Raw genomic sequence first — 17555 nt, 5'->3', positions numbered from 1 at the left:
TTCTAATAATGTGATTACTTAGCTTCTAATAAATAAAAACCGCCTTCTGATACGATCTTTTCGCCTTTGGCCAGACCACTTTTAATGACCACACGACTTCCTTCTGTATCGCCTGTTTCCACCTTTCTTTTGATATATTTACCAGCTGCAGTAACCACGAAAACAAAATTTGCATCGTTCATTTGCAGGATAGCTTTCAGTGGAATAAGCACAGCCGATGTGGGTGCGTCAATAAAATTAACAGAGACATACATTCCCGGTTTAAGCGTATGGTCGCTATTGTCACATTCGATCAGAACTTGTACACTGCGCGTATCTTCGTCAACAATTTCATTGACATGGTAAACTTTTCCCTGAAGTTTTTTACCAGGTAACGCGGCTACTTCTATCTCACATTCGTCCTTTTCATGGATATAACGGATGTCTTTTTCCTTAACCTGCCCGGCAACCCATACTTTATTCAGATTGGCTACGGTGGCTACACTGGCTGCGTCATCTTTGATAAACTGGCCTAAAACCACTTTATTCTCAATCACTTCTCCGGTAATTGGCGCATGTACTACAAGCGCTTGTCCTAAGGATAATTTTTCCGGATTTGCTTTGAATATTTTAATGCCTATAACTGCATTTTCATATTCCTTTTTTTCTACATCATAACCGGTCTGCGCTTCTTCCAAATCTTTCTGTGTACCAACGCCATTAGCCATCAGGTCTTTTTGGCGCTTCAAAGTCCTTTCAGCTTGTTGCATTTGCGATTTCTCTTGAAAAAACACCTTTTGAGCGGCAATAAAATCCGGAGAACTGATTTCAAACAAGGGTGTTTCAGCGGTCGTTTTCATCCCCAATCTGATATAACTTTTAGTTACCCGGCCCTGAAAAGGCGGGGCAATTTCTGCAAACTGGGTAGGAATAGCTTTAACCGTTCCGGCGGTCATCATTTGCATCCGGTAAGGTTCAGTATTAACTGTTATAAATTTCAGTTTACTTTTCAGCCCTGAGTTTTCAGGCACAGTAATAACATCACCTTCCAAAGTAAAATCAGCGGCAGGTTCTTTGGTTACTTGCTGTTTGCAGGATGCAGTCATTCCGATAATGACCATGGCAATGCCAGTCAGATACGACTGACGCTTATTTTTTAAGTTCATATTGTGCTTTGTCTTTGTTTGAGAAATTAGATAGGTTATGAAAATGGTATTCCAACCATTCTGCGAATACGATAACGAGTATAATTAATACGATAGCCATTATCCATTGTCTGCCAGCCCTGATTATAGCCATTGATTAAATCTTTTGATATACCATCCTTTAATAAATTGCGTGAGGAGACAGTAGCAAGCCAGGATTCCAATCAACCATGGAAAATAACTTAGTGGCAATTGCTCCATCTTTAAGGCCCCTGCAAAAGGTGAAAACGGTATAAAAATGCCGATAACCATAATCAATGAGGTCAAAGCGACTACCGGTGTGGTTGCCCAACTTTGAATAAATGGGATTTTACGGGTCCTGATCATGTGTACAATGAGTGTTTGGGACAATAATCCTTCGATAAACCAACCACTTTGAAACAGACGCTGATGTTCAGGAGTATCCGCTTTGAAAACGAAAAACATCACTGCGAACATGGCATAGTCAAATACCGAGCTGATGGGGCCTATATAAAGCATAAATCTTTTAATTCCTGAGGCATCCCATTTTTTGGGTTTTTCGATAAAGTCTTCATCCATTTTATCCCATGGGATGGAGATCTGCGAAACATCATATAATAAATTCTGAACCAAAATTTGTACAGGAAGCATTGGCAAGAATGGTAGAAAGGCACTTGCTCCTAACATGCTGAACATGTTACCGAAATTACTGCTGGCAGTCATTTTGATATATTTGATAATATTACCAAAGGTCCTGCGGCCATAGATTACCCCTTTTCTCAAAACTATCAGGTCTTTTTCGAGCAAAATGATATCAGCACTTTCTTTAGCAATATCAACTGCTGTGTCTACACTGATCCCTACATCAGCATCTCTAAGGGCTACAGCATCATTGATCCCATCTCCCATAAAACCTACAGTATGGCCTTTTACTTGCAGCATTTTAACCACACGCGACTTTTGAACCGGACTTAATTTAGCGAGGATAGAAACCTCTCCTACTTGTTCCTGTAATTCTGCATCGGTCATTTTTTCTACTTCCGCGCCTAGCAGGATTTTGTCGAAAGGAATACCTACATCACGGCAGATTTTTTTAGTGACAATCTCATTATCCCCTGTCAGCACTTTGATGCTCACACCTAATTTCTGCAAAGCTTCAATAGCTATTTTCGCCGAAGGTTTGGCGGGATCAAGGAAGCCAATAAACCCAGTAAGGATCATGTTTTTTTCATCCTCCACGGCATAATTCAGTGCACGGTCATCAAATTCACGAATGGCCACAAGCAGGATCCGAAGCCCTTCTGTATTGAGTTTTTTTGAAGTCTGAAGGATCATATTCCGCATGGTTTCATCCATAGGAATTACTTTATCAGATTCTATATGTAATTCTTTATCATCTCCAGGATCAAAGGCATGGCTGCACAGGTCAAGCATTTCTTCTACAGCACCTTTACAGATCAGTAAATGTTTTCCATTGCGTTGTTTCAGCACCACAGACATTCTGCGCCGCTGGAAATCAAAAGGAATCTCATCGACTTTTAAAAAGTACTCTTCCACTTTCAGGTAATCATGCAATTCGACATGTTCAAGCACGGCAACATCAAGCAGATTTTTCAATCCTGTTTGATGAAAACTATTGAGATAAGCCCATTTGAGTACTTCTTCATCTTCTTGTCCGAAAATATTCAGGTGTCTTTCCAATACAATTTTATCCATGGTTAGCGTTCCGGTTTTATCCGTGCACAGCACGTCCATTGCCCCAATATTCTGTATCGCATTCAGTCTTTTAATAATTACCTTGTGCTTACTCATATTCACAGCTCCTTTGGCAAGGTTCGCGGTCACAATCATCGGCAGCATTTCTGGCGTCAGGCCTACGGCAACGGCGATTGCGAAAAGCAGCGCATCCCACCAATTCCCTTTAACCAATCCATTAATCAGGAAGATCAAAGGCACCATTACGATCATAAAACTGATCAGCAGGTAGCTCACTTTATTGACCCCTTTATCAAAATTCGTTTCCGCACGTTTACCTACAATTACTTTACTAAGTGAGCCGAAATAGGTCTGATTTCCTGTATTTACGACAATTGCAGTTGCAGACCCACTCACGACATTGGTCCCCATAAAGCAGATATTATCCAGTTCTACCAATGGTTTTTCTTCCGCATCCCTTACTACCAGGCTTCTTTTTTCTACAGGTAAAGATTCTCCTGTCAGCATGGACTGGCTAACGAAAAGATCTTTAGATTGTACAATGCGGCAATCTGCAGGGACCATATCTCCTGCCGACAACAGAATCAGATCTCCGGGTACCAGTTTTTTAATATCCAGTTCTTTCTTCCCGGTAGGCTTGCGCACCACAGTCGCTGTAGTTTTCACCATGCTTTTAAGTTGCTCTGCTGCCTTATTACTTCTGTACTCCTGAAAAAACCTTAATAATGAGCTGACCATCACCATAATACCGACCATCGTGACTGTTTTATAATCAGTTTCTCCCGGAGCAGCGAGCCAGACATCGAGTATAAAAGAGATGACAGCAATAATCAGGAGAATACCGATAAACGGGTTTATAAAAGCCTGGATCAATTGTTTAATCCATGCCGGAGCTTTTTCATGATGAACTTCATTCATTCCAAACTTGCCAAGCCTTTCTTTAGCTTGCATGCCCGACAAACCTTCCGTTGAACTATCCAGCATAGCCAGGTAAAAGTCCTGGTCTGAGCGGGAAACGTTCTGAAGTTTAGTTGCTGCAGCCTCATCGCTGCCATTAGCAATCATTTTTTTGTTGTCTGCGAGGGCTCTTATTTTTAAGCCTCTTTTTACGATAGTCATCATATTATAAAGTAGAAGGTTATTGCTTGCAGTAAGTAGAAGGTTGTTGCTTGCAGTAGTTTATATGTTTTTATAAATCATTCATTTATGGCTATAAGTCGTTCTCATCTCCGGCCTTATTCCAGCTGACTTCAGAAACCTCGTGTTCGATAGTTAATCGTCCGGCGATCCGTTCCATAATTACGTCTTCATTACTGTTAGCGAGTATTTCTGCTGTAATTACAGCCTTGCCCGGATCACCGTCATCTGTACTTTTAAGGGATCTGAGCAATAGCTTTTTGTCATTACTTGTAAACTGGAGAAGCAGAACTCTCAAATGATTCTCTACATCCTGTCTGCATTTGATAATCAGCAGATAAGCCACAGGGATTTTAGTACTCTTTAAAGGAAGCCTGCTTAATTGTACGCCCAACGGACGCATTAAAACATGGGTCAGAATGACGAAAGTTGTAACGATTGCTGCTTCAGGAAGGAACCCAAGGCCGCAAGAGGCTCCAACTGCAGCAGAACACCATAATGTAGCTGCTGTATTTAATCCTCTTACGTTCAGCCCGTCTTTCATAATAACACCCGCACCCAGGAAACCAATTCCACTCACTACGTAAGAAATCACTCTTCCAGAGGCATCTCCACCAACTTTAACACCTAGAGAAACGAACATACAGGCGCCCAGGCAAACCAGCATATTTGTTCTTAAGCCAGCCATTCGCTGCCTCCACTGGCGTTCTGTACCGATTGCTGCGCCTAGTGCAAAAGCGATGGCGAGCCTTAGCGTAAACTCAAATATTGTCATAGCAGGCCCTCCATTTTTTAATTTGTTGGGCAACAAGTTTGATCACATTTAATATCAAATTATATGTGCCAAAGAAAAGCTGTCTGAACGAAATAGATTGATAGTAATTTTGTCTGCTGAAGATATGATCAGCCACCCCAAATGTGATAGCAGGCCTGGTATCCATTTTCACTGGATAATCATAATCTACAATATAGCGGGTATATTTTATCTGTATTTTTGAAAAAATGAACATAACTCTGTTTTATGCCTCTACCGGCATAACAGAAGTTATAAGCGCTAGCAGGCGGTTAAATAATGAATTGATTTGATTTTGACGGTACGATTAATCGTACCTTTGAATTGGGGCCTGAGTCCATAATTTGCTTTTTTTTAATCTGCTGCAAATATAAAACACCCCACTGGAAAAGGCTGTTAGAGGACAAACAGAAATTCATTAGAAATTCATTAGAGACCGCGATGCAGATCCGGTTTGCAGCATGAGGAATAAAATTGCTGCAGATTTATCCTTTCAAGCTTTACGCCTGGAAGAATCTAATCTTTATAAAGTTTAGGAATATTGCCACGTGCAAAGATATTTTCAATATCAATTAAAAATTCAGTTCCAATCTAGCTGATGATTTTTTTGATATTAACATTCGTCTTCCCTGATTATACAAATAAATTAAGAATTGAAAGCTATAATGTAGAATATTGGCATCAAATTAAATCTTTTTCGTCTTGATGATTTCTCCTGTTTAACAAAAAAAGTACTAAAAACAGTACATATTAAATTAGGTACAATTTCGATCCAAAATCAAATTAACAGTTCGTTTTATGAATTGATAAAACTTAAATCTTATTACATCAATGCCTAATACCACCACTAAACGATAAAAACAAACACGAATAAACAAATTAAATATTCTTAAAAACAAATAAATTTCATATCATTCTAAATTTACCATAAATCAGAAAAATAATAAACTTTCCAGGTAATCTATTTTTTGATTTTTAATAAATTAATTGGTATAAGAGTTGGAATAAAAAAAATGTATTTAATCAACAGCATTTATAATCTAATCTTTCAACTTATGATCAGTAATTCCTTCCCCTACCAAGTTAATGACCACAAGTCTTCTTTAAAAACTTTCGCCTTGAATTTCACAAAAAACATGGACGATGCTGATGACTTAGTTCAGGAAACTTTATTAAAAGCTATTCGTTATTCAAAACTTTATGTTGAAGGAACAAACTTGAAAGGATGGTTATATACGATCATGAGAAATACTTTTATAAACGATTATAGAAGGACGGTAAAACAACGCAGCATTATAGATACTACCGAAGAAATTAATTCTGCTCAGTTGTATAAAAGTGCTTCTCATAACCAGGCTGATAATAAATTCATTAGTGATGATGTAAATAAAGCATTAGCAATGTTAAGTACCGAATATTACACACCTTTTATCAAATATTTCGAAGGTTATAAATACCATGAAATAGCAGATATGCTGAATATACCTATTGGTACTGTTAAAACGAGAATTCATGTAGCGCGCCAGCTATTGAAAAGTAACCTGAAAATTTACAACCAGGAATTCAAAAAATCAAACAAGTATAATTAATGTAAATCCCGGTCGATTACATATACAAAATTGAGCTTTGGAGCTTCACCGAAATAGGTGACTTGCTCCTCAGCTATTTTAACGGCTCCAATACGGCCAATAGCGATTTGTGAACGAACGTTCTCTGCTCCAATATGGAATTGCACCTTTGATACAAACTGAAATATATAATCCAGCATCATTTTTTTCACTGAAAGATTGGCGCCAATTCCCCAATAAGCTGTACCATAGAAAGTATAGCCGATAAAAATCACATTCTCTGTCTCATCATAATCATAAAACCGGGTACTGCCCATCACTTTCCCGGTAAGCTCATCAACGATTTTAAATGCGCCTCCACTCTTTATCGCACCATCGAAAAAGTTCTGGAATACTTCCCTCTTCCAGCGGTCCTTGTTAGGATGTTGTTCCCATATTTTTGGATCAGACCCTATGCGGTATAATTCTTCGAAATCGGTTTCCTTAAGCGGTAAGAGTCCGACACGTTCATTGGTTAACTGTGGTTGGATGCTAAAATTCATGAGGCAGGAGTTAATATCTTTTTCATCATAATATCTGTTTGCTCATCATTCCCCATTTTAAAAATGTGTTTATCAAAAGCAACAAAGCCGTTCTTTTCGTAAAACCTGATGGCACGGGGATTTTGTTCCCATACCCCCAGCCACAGATAAGCTTTATTTTGGTGTATGGCCATTTCCAGTGCTTTATTATAAAGCAATTGACCTACCATTTTACCGTGATGCGTTCTCTTAACATAAATGCGTTCGATCTCAATAGCGTTACTATCATGTAATTCCGTTTGTGCCTTACCGCTATTCACTTTTAAGTAACCTATAGGATTTTTATTTTCCCAGGCTATAAAAAACATAGAATCCGGATTAGCTAATTCAGCTTTTATCTGTTGTGAATTGAAGCTTTCTTCCAAATATTTAGCCATATCGGCTTCCGTATTGTTATCCGCAAATGTTTCTAAGAAAGTCTGCCTGCCTATTAATTGTATAGTTTTAAAATCCTCAAGAGATGCGCTAATAATTTCAATTTGTTCCATCTTATATTTTTCTGATAAATTCTGCTATTGCTTTTTCTGAGCTGACGTCACTTTTTTCTAAATGGGCAGCTATCCTTTCCCGTTCCATCTTAGTTTTATTCTGGCTTATTTTTTTCTGTCCTTGTAAATCTGTCACTATCAAATCAAACACTACGATTCCTTTGATCATTCCCTTTTTAAATTTTTCTGACAACTTGTTCCATTGTCCAAGGTAACCAGGTTCGTAAAACAGGATCATGTTTTCCAATGCTTTAATTTTCGCATTTTCATCCGCAACAATTTTCGACTTTCCATAAGCATGTATAGCAACATAATTCCAGGTAGGCACACTCTCCATCTTATCATAATGAGCTGGAGAAATATAAGCATGTGGCGCTGAGAAAATAACCAGCGAGGTATTCTGCTCAATAAAGCCTGTCTGCTCATTAGCCAAGGCAAAATGTGCACTCAACACCAGACTACCGGTATTCTTTGTAATCAAAAACGGAAGTTGCGTAGCAATTGGAATACCCGCCTTAGTAGTCACTATAGTTGCAAAACTATACTGCTTCATGAAGGCTATCTTTTCTGCCTCTTTTTCAATCTCAAATTGCTTAGGTATATACATGATTTCTATCCAAATAACTGATTAATGAGCTGATTAAACAAAAGTATGTTGTAATTGGATTATCTTAGTAGTCCAATTATAAGATAATGAATAGTCCAATTATCAATCAACTATTTGCAGATCTATCCTTTGATCGTTCCGCCGAACGTGCCGTATATCTTCAGCTAGCAGACACCCTGTTATCGCTAATCCGGGGTGGCAAACTACGATCAGGCCAAAAACTTCCAGGTAGCCGGGACCTCGCTGATCTTTTAAAAATCAATAGAATTACAGTGACTAAAGCATACGAAGAACTGCAGATGCAAGGCTGGCTTGAAAGCGCTATAGGCCGTGGCACTTTTGTTTCCAGTCATGTAGCAGACCACGCACCAGAAAAGCTAAAGTCAATCACATCCACCTCATCAAAGACCGCAGGATTCACTTTTCAGCCCAGAGATTACCCTGATACGCTCATAGAAACAATCGTACCCGGCCTTCATTTAGACGACGGTTACCCCGACCCCAGACTTGCACCACTAAAGGAATTTTACCGCGCCTATCGTAACCAACTCACCAGAAGTGGATTATACCCTAAATTTGGTAATTACGGAAACCCTGCCGGCCCTTACCCCTATCGACAAGCTATAGCTGAATACCTCAATACGACGAGAGGACTGAAAACCACTCCCGAAAACATTCTTTCAGTAAGAGGTACCTTAATGGGTATTAACTTGATTTGCAATGCCCTGATCAGCCCCGGCGACATTGTAGTTTCTGAAATCCCAGGATGGAGACGCGCTGAACATAACTTTCTGCACGCCGGTGCTAAACTCATTAGAATCCCCGTAGACGAACACGGCTTAATAGTTGACGAACTCCGAAAAATCTGCACAAAACAAAAAATAAGGATGGTCTACGTTACCCCCCATCACCAATACCCAACCACAGTCTCCCTAAGAATTGACCGTAGACTAGAATTGCTCAGACTCGCCAATGAATATGGCTTCATCATTTTTGAAGATGACTACGATTTTGACTTCCACTTCAAACACCGCCCGCTCTTACCCCTGGCCAGCGCTGATGAAAACGGGATGGTCATTTATTGCGGCTCCTTTAGTAAAAGCTTTTCCCCGGCCTTTCGGATGGGCTATCTGGTAGCTGCCGAAAACATCATTGAACACCTCGCTAAAGTCCGTATATTACTGGACCGGCAAGGCGATCACGTACTTGACAACGCAATGGCTGATTTATTGAACGACGGTACAATCCAGCGTTACCTCAGAAAAACACTTTCAACCTACAAAGAACGGCGCGACTTCTTTTGCAATCTGCTCAGTAATCAACTCAAAGAAGCCATAAACTTTACCCCTCCCGAAGGCGGTATGTCAGTATGGACAACCTTTGACAAATCAATCAACCTGGAAAAACTTGCAAAAAATGCTTACCGCGAAGGATTACTCTTATCCGATGGAAAAGCCCACAAATATCAAGACTACGATACCAATGCCATTCGCTTAGGCTTTGCATCTTCCACCAAAGAAGATCTGGCCAGAAGTGTAGAAATTATAAAAAGGTTGATTTCGTAGAATGATACTACAAGAAAATTATAAGGTATCCATTAAACTCCTTCGTAAAGCAATCAGTTTCTTCAATAGCTGTTAAACAATTAAGCTCCTTCAACAGTACCTGTAAAGCAATTAGCTCCTTCAACAACACCTGTAAAGCAATTAGCTCCTTCAACAACACCTGTAAAGCAATTAGTTCCTCAACAACACCTGTAAAGCAATTAGCTCCTTCAACAATATAAATAAACCATTATCTAAACACAATATAAATGGTACATAAACCACGTGGATAAAGAAAAAAAACCGCAACTGTATATGCAGACCTTACGCCTAATTCAGGCGTACCAGTCAAATATACAGTTGCGGTTTTTTTTACCCAGGTGAAACAACCACATGTGCCATAACAATGGTAAACTCACTCCCTACCCCTACAATAGACCTCACCTTAATCTCCCCCTGGTGCATCCCCACAATCTTTTCCGTCAGCGACAACCCGATCCCATTCCCCGCACTAAACCCCTTATTCATTCCCCTGTAAAAAGCAGAAAACACCTTACCAATCTCCTCACTCTCAATTCCTATTCCCGAATCCTTAAACCCAAGTATAACCGACCCCTTATCAAAATTGATACTCACCACACACCTATGATCAGCAGAAAACTTACACGCATTCTCCATGAGGTTAATAAACGCCACCTTCAGCAAATACTCATTTCCCTTAACAGAAATCTCATTATCATCATCAATCTCCTTATCAAAGACAATATCAATCTTATAATCTTCAAATCCCTTAAGAACCGCTTCCCTTGCATCCATCAACAATTCATCCGTCCTTAAAACCTTCATACTTACCGTAGTCTGATCATAACTCGCTTTCGCTAAATCAAGCAAACCATTAGACAACCTCACTAACCTTTGCGCATCACTCAGCGACAACCTGATCACCTCCTTATACTCCTCAACACTGCGTTCCCTGATTAAAGCCAGCTGTAACTCCCCGACAATCGTTGCCAGCGGAGTTCTCAACTCATGAGAAATATTACTTACAAAACTCTTCTGACCATCAAAAGACTGCTCCAGCCTATCCAGCATATTATTAAAAGTAATAGCCAGCTCACCAATCTCATCCCGTTCATTTTTGACATGTACACGCTTATATAAATTAGTCGCAGTAATCTCTTCCACTTTATCCACAATCTCCGCAACCGGATTTAACGCCTTACCTACAAAATAATAACCCGCAGCAATCGTCAAACTGATAATAATGATAAAAGAAATAATCAAAGTATACTTAAATTCTTCCAGACGGGTCAGTCCATACTTATCATTTGCAGCCGCAGTAATCACATAAGTTTTGCCTTTATGCAGATATAAAAGTCCCACAACCTGCAAAGATCCCTGTTCAAAAGTTATTTCCTTCTGAAGAATAATCTGATTGATCATCTGTTTGGTCTCTTTAACCTTATCAATCTGCACCGCATCATGATACAGCAGATTAAACGAAGTATCATACACAGCAACCTCTTCCTCAAATAAAGAGTTAATAGAATTCTTATAAATCAACTGCAACACCGTTGGAGGAACTTTCGCATCAAAAAGCAAATTCGCTTTCGTAATCGCCTCTCTTTTAAGATGCTTATAATATTGATCCTTTCTGCTCTGCGCTGTAGAAATATAGATAAACACCGCAAATGCCAAAAGCAAAGCACCAAAAAGTGTTAAAAACAATAACAAAAGTTTCGCTCTTATTTTCATCCCTCTTTAAATATAAAACCCATTCCAGGTTTGGTATGAATCAGTTTCACCTCGTAATTCTTATCTATCTTTTTCCTTAAATAATTGATATATACATCAATGAAGTTCGTTCCTGAATCAAAAGTATCCCAAACCTTCTCTGCAATTTCTGTTCTCGACAAAACCCTTTCAGAATTTCCCATCATATATTCAAGCAAGCGAAACTCTTTAGGTGTAAGATCTATTGGTACATCATTCCTCTTAACAAGTTTGGTTTCCAGATTCATTTCCAGATCTGCAAAACGCAAAATAAATCCCTGGCTGAAAGTATTATTCTGTGTCTGATTTCTTTTAATTAAAGCACGTATCCTGGCATGCAATTCCCTGAAATCAAAAGGCTTAACGAGATAATCATCTGCACCTGCGTCAAACCCCTCAACTTTATCATCCGTAGTCCCCAAAGCAGTCAGCATAATGATAGGAATATCAGGCCGGGCAATACGCACCTCTTTACAAAGATCAATACCATTGATCTTTGGGAGAATCAAATCCATGAGAATCAGGTCGTATGTTTTTGTTAAAGCCAGCCTCTTGCCCATTTCTCCATCAAAGGCAAGTGTAATATGAAACCCAAGTTCTTCTAATCCCTTTTTGATCAGTTCAGCCACTCTTTGTTCATCTTCTATAACCAGTATGTCCATTATGCTATAATTAAACAACAAATGTGAACATTATTTTTTAGAGCCTGTTTAAAATTCATGGACTAAGCCTCTTTTACGATAACTGCTTCAACTCTGCTTCTTTCCTTGAATAATATCAGCAGCTATTATCATTTGATAATTTTACACACAAATAAAACGGTTTTTCAACCACAATAATAGTAAACCATAAAGTCTTCATTAAAATGCTATTAACAATAGGTAACGAACCTGTTGCTAAAGACGCGTTTAGCATCAGCTAAAACAGCAAAAGTTTAAATACATATAATACTAAATTGGTTTAGTTTTAATAAACAAAGTTTAGTATTGCTGTGTAAAATCAAAACACATAACAACCTAAATCCACATCAATGAAACAGCTTTACAAGCAATTAAAACAAGTAATAACTGTTGCGTTATTTTTGTTTGCCCCGATGACCTTAGCGGCGCAAATTAAAATATCAGGTACAGTTAGTGACGAAACTAAACAATCCTTACCGGGGGTAAGTGTTTTGGTTGACGGTACCAAACAAGGTACAGTAACAGACATGGACGGTCACTTTCTTTTAACAGCAAAAAAAGGGCAAACAGTATCCTTCCAATATCTTGGATATGAAAAAACACAAATCATTATTGGTGATGAAACTATCATTAATGTATTGCTAAAAGGAGATAGCAAGGCGCTTTCTGAGGTTGTAGTTACCGCTTTAGGCATCAAGAAAGACACCAAAAGAATTGGTTATGCTTTACAGACCGTTGATGGTGATGATTTGCTAAAAGCACGTGACCCGAATCCAATCGGTGGTTTGATAGGAAAAGTGGCCGGTTTATCTGTTGGCCCTTCTCCTGAGGTATTAAGAGAGCCGAACGTGATGATCCGCGGTGATAAGTTAACCTTATATGTGATTGACGGATTTCCTATCAATACTGATACCTGGAATATCAGTCCTGACGATATTGAAACTTATACCGTATTAAAAGGCCCTGCAGCTGCTGCCCTATATGGTAGCCGTGCAGTAAATGGAGCGATATTGATTACGACTAAAAAAGGTGATAAGAATAAAAAAGGACTGACTGTTGATTTTAACAGCAGCACAGTTATTAATAGTGGATTTTTGACTTTTCCTCGTATACAGAATTCATATGGCGCTGGTGAGAATACACAGTACGTATTCGTAGATGGTAAAGGTGGTGCACCAGGTGGTGTTGATGGAGATTACGATGTTTGGGGCCCTTATTTCGCCGGACAACTAATCCCTCAGTATGATAGCCCGGTAATAAATGGGGTAAGACAAGCGACTCCCTATACAGCCAGAGGTAAAAACAATTTAAAGAACTTCTTGAAAACTGGGTATCAAACTAACAATAATGTTTCTTTAAGTGCTAATGGAGAGACTTATACAACGAGGTTTTCAGTTTCACAATCAAAACAATCAAGTTATATCCCTAATAGCGGACTTAACATTGTCAATTTCAACATGTATGGTTCATTCAATCCAAGTCCAAGATTGAAAATCGAAGGTAATCTTGATTTTAACAGACAATTTACAGATAACTTTCCTGATGCGGATTACGGACCTTCAAGTTTAATCTATAGTACAGCAATCTGGACTGGTGCAGACTGGGATGTGAATGCACCTGACATTAAAGCAATCTGGCAGCCAGGTAAGGAAGGTATTCAATCGCAGTTTGCTGAATATCAGCGTTACCATAACCCTTATCTGATGACAGAAAAGTGGTTACGCGGACATTATAAAAATGACGTGTACGGTTATCTTTCTGCAAACTTCAAAATTGATAACCATTTAAACGCAACACTTCGTTCTCAATTTGATACGTACAGTATTTTACGTACAGAAAAACTTCCATTCTCTGCTCACCCCTACGGACGTGAAGGAAATCAGGGTGACTATCGCGAAGACAGACGTAATTTATTTGAGAACAACAATGAGTTATTATTAAACTTCAATTATAACGTTAAAAACTTTGTAAATCTTTCTGGTTTGGTCGGAACAAATCTTCGTACCTTATCTTATAATTCAAGCTGGACATCTACTGATTACCTGAATGTTCCTGAAGTTTATTCTTTTAGTAACTCTAAAAATCCAGTACAGTCTACGAGTTTCAACTCCAGCATGATGGTACTGAGTGGTTATTTCTCATTAGATGCCGCTTTCGGTAAATATGCAACTTTATCAACAACGAGCAGAATTGATAAGTCTTCTGCTTTCCAGACGCCGACAACTTATTATTATCCAAGTGTATCATTGGCAACTGTAATTTCTGATTATATCAAAATGCCAGATCTTATTTCATTCCTGAAAGCAAGAGCATCATTTTCCAATGTACGTACAGATGCAACCAGTGCAAGTATTGGTCCTGCTCCTTTCAGTTCGATTACAGCATTTGGCGGACAAACAGCATCTAACCTGACAAACAATCCACTAGGTTATGGCAATACTTATATGTCTCCTTATAATGGGCCAAACTATTCTTTGAATACAGCCTTTAATATCAATAAACCATATAACAATCAGGCTGCTGGTTATGGCCCGGATTATTTATATCAAAATGGTATTAAAACTACTACACGTGTAAATTACGAAGAAGGTTTTGATATCAAATTCTTAGAGAACAGATTAGGTTTAAGTGCTACAGCTTTCCAGTACATAGATGGGCCACAGGTTTTAGCGAACCAGATTTCTACTGCTACGGGTTATAATATATTATATCTGAATGCATTAAAAACAAAAAAGACTGGTTATGAGGTTTCCCTGAGCGGCACACCAATTAAAGATATGGGTGGTTTTGGCTGGGACGTTTTAGTCAACTGGTCAACTTATAAGCGCGTTTATAAAGAACTTCCTAAAGGACAAGATACTTATCAGACATTTTTCAAAGAGGGAGATCGTACAGACAAATTGTATGGAACTGCTTTCGTGAGAACTAAGGACGGACAGATTATTAATGATGCAGCTGGAAAACCATTGGTCAACGGTGGTGCTAATCAATACCTTGGAAACTTGAACTCTGATTATTCATGGAGTATTTATAACAAGTTTCATTACAAAAGCTGGAGTTTAGGTGTTCAGTTTGATGGTAGTGTAGGTGGGAAAACTATTGATTACATGCATAACAAAACTATGCGTGGTGGTTCAAATATCGAAACTGCTCAAGGTACTTTAGGCGATGCGCGTTACCAGGATTGGGCTAATTATGGTAAGAAAGGCTATAATGGTACTTATGTTGGTGAAGGTGTAGTGATTTCTAATGGTGCATCTATCAACTATGATTCTAAAACTGGTGCGATTCTGAATTACGGCGACCTTGCTTTTTCGCCAAATACAAATAAGGTATTTGTTCAGGATTACGTAAGTAAATATTATAATTTCGATGAGGCCAACCTGATGAGTAAAACTTTCGCAAAACTTCGCGAGGTTACGCTTGGATTCGAACTTCCTAAGAAATTACTTGCGGGTACTTTCATTCAAAAAGCTTCTTTCTCTTTGGTAGGCCGTAATTTATTATACTTCTATAAAGACAAAAGGTTTAAGGATGTTGATTTAGATCAGTATAATGGAGAAACTCCTCTAACTGGCTTACAATCACCTACGGTACGTAGTTATGGGTTTAACATTAACGTTACATTATAATTTCCAATAGGAAACCATCATGATTTTCCAAATCACACAACGAAATGAAACGGGCCTGCGCGCTCTTAAACACAAAAATCAAATCGATACTGGTGAAAAATATAAAATCATGATAGCTTCATTACCGTTAAACCACGAAGTGCTCTTGAGTTCAATCAAAAACAATAAAGATTTCGAAAAAAACAATTATATACAGATGAAAAAGATATTCAAATTTTATTCTTTGCTACCCCTTTTACTTGTGGTGACCATCTCTGGCTGCAAGAAGGACTTCGAAGAGAAAACGATCAATAATAATAAACCAACTGCAGTACAAGCTTCTTTACTATTAAATGGAATATTAACTGGCAATGGCCTTGTAGAAGGTCCTGATGGTTCTAAAGAAACAAATAGTCAGTATTACCTGAATAATTATGATTATTATGGCAATAACCGCTATGATTTCAAGTATGGCGATGATTATTATACGGTGTTAAAAAACGTCGTTGAAATGGAAAAACAAGCTAGTAAGACTGGGGCAGCTGTTAACTCTTATGCTGCGCTTGGTAAGTTCTTTAAGGCTTATTTATTCACTAAAATGAGCATGGAAATGGGAGATATTCCAATGACTGATGCGCTGGCCGGAATAGCTAACCTTACTCCTGCTTATGATACACAGAAAAATGTGATGTTACAATCTCTGGCATTATTAGAAAGTGCGAACACAGATTTAACAACTTTAATCACAGCAAAAGAGAATATACTTACCGGGGATATCTATTTTAATGGTGATTTGCTGAAATGGCAAAAACTTGTCAATACTTTTAGAATCCGCTTGTTGATTCAGCTAAGTAAAAGAGCTGATGACGATACACAGCTAAATGTAAAAAAACAATTCTCTGATATTATCAGCAATAAAACTAAATATCCTATCATGGAAAGTGCTGCTGATAACATGCAATATGTTTATATATCACCAACGAACTATTACCCACAGACTCCTGATAACTTTGGACAGAGCGGATCGAGAAAAAACACTTCTGCTACTTATATCAGTTTGTTAACAAAGTTAAAAGATCCAAGGGTATTTGTAACTGCCGAACCTTCCCGTTATCAGGTAGATTCTTTAAAACTGAGCCCTACAGATTTCGCTTCTTTTATTGGAGCTGATGCTGGGCAGGATCTTGGTATTATGTATAACAACGCGGGTTTACAGAAGTATTCATTTTTAAACAGAAAACGTTATTATTCAACGTATACTGGTGAGCCAAGTATCCAGGTTGGTTATGCTGAACTGATGTTCAATATTGCTGAGGGGATTTATCGCGGTTGGGCTGCTGGGGATGCAGAGAGTTATTATACTGCGGGTATTAAAAGTTCTATGGATTCTTATAAAATCCCTACAGGCACGGGAACATTTACTGCTTATTTCTATCGTCCGGGTTCAACGAACGTTGCTTTAGGTGCTAACTATGATACTTATACTATCAATGTAGATTGGAATACTTATTACAATCAGCTTGAAGTAAAGTATAATACAGCAACTGCCCTTAAACAGATTGTACAGCAAAAGTACCTGGCTTTATTCCGTCATTCGGGACTGGAGTCTTATTTTACTTATCGCCGTACAGGTATCCCTACTTTCACCACTGGTCCGGGTACTGGAAATGGTGGCCGTATTGCAAGCCGCTTTCAGTATCACGAGTATGAACGTACTGCAAATGCCGCAAATTATCAAATTGCGATACAGAGTCAGTATGGTGGAAATGATGATATCAATGGTATCATGTATATTTTGAAATAGTCTTAGTGATTGTTTAATATAGTTTACATTTTTGCTTTGAAGAGGGTATATCATAATGAAGTGTCCCGAGAAAGTGTCTAACTTTTGGGGCGCAGTGCATAAATAATG

At 38.5% G+C, this 17555-nt stretch carries 13 protein-coding genes; 4 read left to right on the top strand and 9 right to left on the bottom strand.

Translation table 11 applies throughout. The features are described from left to right. Window positions 1–14: 14 nt before the first annotated feature. The 4 genes from AY601_RS05190 to AY601_RS05180 form a co-directional block, all read right to left on the bottom strand. Window positions 15–1145 (bottom strand): efflux RND transporter periplasmic adaptor subunit, encoded by a 1131-nt coding sequence (locus tag AY601_RS05190; protein WP_068397463.1) that lies wholly within the window; start codon window positions 1143–1145, stop codon window positions 15–17. Next, window positions 1129–1278, bottom strand: coding sequence for a hypothetical protein (locus tag AY601_RS25550; protein WP_157287711.1), 150 nt, complete (start codon window positions 1276–1278; stop codon window positions 1129–1131). The genes AY601_RS05190 and AY601_RS25550 overlap by 17 nt, the downstream gene beginning before the upstream one ends. Next, complete coding sequence (gene mgtA / locus AY601_RS05185) at window positions 1269–3983, bottom strand: magnesium-translocating P-type ATPase (RefSeq protein WP_232324695.1); 2715 nt, start codon at window positions 3981–3983, stop codon at window positions 1269–1271. The genes AY601_RS25550 and mgtA overlap by 10 nt, the downstream gene beginning before the upstream one ends. A gap of 88 nt (window positions 3984–4071) precedes the next feature. Further along, on the bottom strand, window positions 4072–4773 hold the full coding sequence (locus AY601_RS05180) for an MgtC/SapB family protein (protein ID WP_068397462.1): 702 nt from the start codon (window positions 4771–4773) through the stop codon (window positions 4072–4074). Between the two features lie 1073 nt (window positions 4774–5846). Between AY601_RS05180 and AY601_RS05170 the strand changes: the two genes are divergently transcribed. Beyond that, window positions 5847–6380: an RNA polymerase sigma factor gene (locus tag AY601_RS05170; RefSeq protein ID WP_068407180.1), complete on the top strand. Its 534-nt coding sequence runs from the start codon at window positions 5847–5849 to the stop codon at window positions 6378–6380. On the opposite strand, the gene AY601_RS05165 is transcribed toward AY601_RS05170, so the two are convergent. From AY601_RS05165 to AY601_RS05155, 3 genes are read right to left on the bottom strand one after another with little or no spacing between them, the layout of a single operon-like run. Continuing rightward, complete coding sequence (locus AY601_RS05165; protein ID WP_068397453.1) at window positions 6377–6901, bottom strand: GNAT family N-acetyltransferase; 525 nt, start codon at window positions 6899–6901, stop codon at window positions 6377–6379. The two genes, AY601_RS05170 and AY601_RS05165, sit on opposite strands and share 4 nt — an antisense overlap. Continuing rightward, window positions 6898–7428, bottom strand: a complete 531-nt coding sequence (locus tag AY601_RS05160) for a GNAT family N-acetyltransferase (RefSeq protein ID WP_068397451.1) — start codon at window positions 7426–7428, stop codon at window positions 6898–6900. Before AY601_RS05160 ends, AY601_RS05165 begins: the two co-directional genes overlap by 4 nt. Before the next feature lies 1 nt (window position 7429). After that, the gene (locus AY601_RS05155; protein WP_068397449.1) at window positions 7430–8035 is read right to left on the bottom strand and encodes an FMN-binding negative transcriptional regulator; all 606 of its coding nucleotides are present in this window, start codon (window positions 8033–8035) and stop codon (window positions 7430–7432) included. An 86-nt stretch (window positions 8036–8121) separates the two neighbouring features. On the opposite strand from AY601_RS05155, the gene AY601_RS05150 reads away from it, so the two are divergent. Next, window positions 8122–9600 (top strand): PLP-dependent aminotransferase family protein, encoded by a 1479-nt coding sequence (locus AY601_RS05150; RefSeq protein WP_068397447.1) that lies wholly within the window; start codon window positions 8122–8124, stop codon window positions 9598–9600. Window positions 9601–9951: 351 nt separating this feature from the next. On the opposite strand, the gene AY601_RS05145 is transcribed toward AY601_RS05150, so the two are convergent. Together AY601_RS05145 and AY601_RS05140 are read right to left on the bottom strand one after the other, a co-directional pair. Beyond that, window positions 9952–11334 (bottom strand): HAMP domain-containing sensor histidine kinase, encoded by a 1383-nt coding sequence (locus AY601_RS05145; RefSeq protein WP_068397443.1) that lies wholly within the window; start codon window positions 11332–11334, stop codon window positions 9952–9954. Next, window positions 11331–12014, bottom strand: coding sequence for a response regulator transcription factor (locus AY601_RS05140; protein ID WP_068397433.1), 684 nt, complete (start codon window positions 12012–12014; stop codon window positions 11331–11333). The genes AY601_RS05145 and AY601_RS05140 overlap by 4 nt, the downstream gene beginning before the upstream one ends. Before the next feature lie 368 nt (window positions 12015–12382). Here AY601_RS05140 and AY601_RS05135 point away from each other — a divergent pair, with 368 nt between their 5' ends. Further along, window positions 12383–15664 carry a SusC/RagA family TonB-linked outer membrane protein gene (locus AY601_RS05135; protein WP_068397431.1) on the top strand — a complete coding sequence of 1094 codons (3282 nt, stop codon included), beginning with the start codon at window positions 12383–12385 and terminating at the stop codon, window positions 15662–15664. Window positions 15665–15773: 109 nt separating this feature from the next. After that, complete coding sequence (locus tag AY601_RS05130) at window positions 15774–17447, top strand: SusD/RagB family nutrient-binding outer membrane lipoprotein (protein ID WP_232324694.1); 1674 nt, start codon at window positions 15774–15776, stop codon at window positions 17445–17447. Window positions 17448–17555: the final 108 nt, after the last annotated feature.

Origin of the sequence: Pedobacter cryoconitis (assembly GCF_001590605.1) — a bacterium.
Lineage (GTDB): Bacteria > Bacteroidota > Bacteroidia > Sphingobacteriales > Sphingobacteriaceae > Pedobacter > Pedobacter cryoconitis_A.
The sequence above is the reverse complement of the archived record's forward strand: the minus strand, read 5'-3'. Positions and strand labels throughout refer to the sequence as shown.

Excerpts from the sequence above, each read along its gene's own strand:
- mgtA (WP_232324695.1), bottom strand. The coding sequence starts at position 3,983 with ATGATGACTATCGTAAAAAGAGGCTTAAAAATAAGAGCCCTCGCAGAC.
- AY601_RS05160 (WP_068397451.1), bottom strand. The coding sequence starts at position 7,428 with ATGGAACAAATTGAAATTATTAGCGCATCTCTTGAGGATTTTAAAACT.
- AY601_RS25550 (WP_157287711.1), bottom strand. The coding sequence starts at position 1,278 with ATGGCTATAATCAGGGCTGGCAGACAATGGATAATGGCTATCGTATTA.
- AY601_RS05170 (WP_068407180.1), top strand. The coding sequence starts at position 5,847 with ATGATCAGTAATTCCTTCCCCTACCAAGTTAATGACCACAAGTCTTCT.
- AY601_RS05180 (WP_068397462.1), bottom strand. The coding sequence starts at position 4,773 with ATGACAATATTTGAGTTTACGCTAAGGCTCGCCATCGCTTTTGCACTA.
- AY601_RS05150 (WP_068397447.1), top strand. The coding sequence starts at position 8,122 with ATGAATAGTCCAATTATCAATCAACTATTTGCAGATCTATCCTTTGAT.
- AY601_RS05190 (WP_068397463.1), bottom strand. The coding sequence starts at position 1,145 with ATGAACTTAAAAAATAAGCGTCAGTCGTATCTGACTGGCATTGCCATG.
- AY601_RS05145 (WP_068397443.1), bottom strand. The coding sequence starts at position 11,334 with ATGAAAATAAGAGCGAAACTTTTGTTATTGTTTTTAACACTTTTTGGT.
- AY601_RS05135 (WP_068397431.1), top strand. The coding sequence starts at position 12,383 with ATGAAACAGCTTTACAAGCAATTAAAACAAGTAATAACTGTTGCGTTA.
- AY601_RS05140 (WP_068397433.1), bottom strand. The coding sequence starts at position 12,014 with ATGGACATACTGGTTATAGAAGATGAACAAAGAGTGGCTGAACTGATC.
- AY601_RS05165 (WP_068397453.1), bottom strand. The coding sequence starts at position 6,901 with ATGAATTTTAGCATCCAACCACAGTTAACCAATGAACGTGTCGGACTC.
- AY601_RS05155 (WP_068397449.1), bottom strand. The coding sequence starts at position 8,035 with ATGTATATACCTAAGCAATTTGAGATTGAAAAAGAGGCAGAAAAGATA.
- AY601_RS05130 (WP_232324694.1), top strand. The coding sequence starts at position 15,774 with ATGATAGCTTCATTACCGTTAAACCACGAAGTGCTCTTGAGTTCAATC.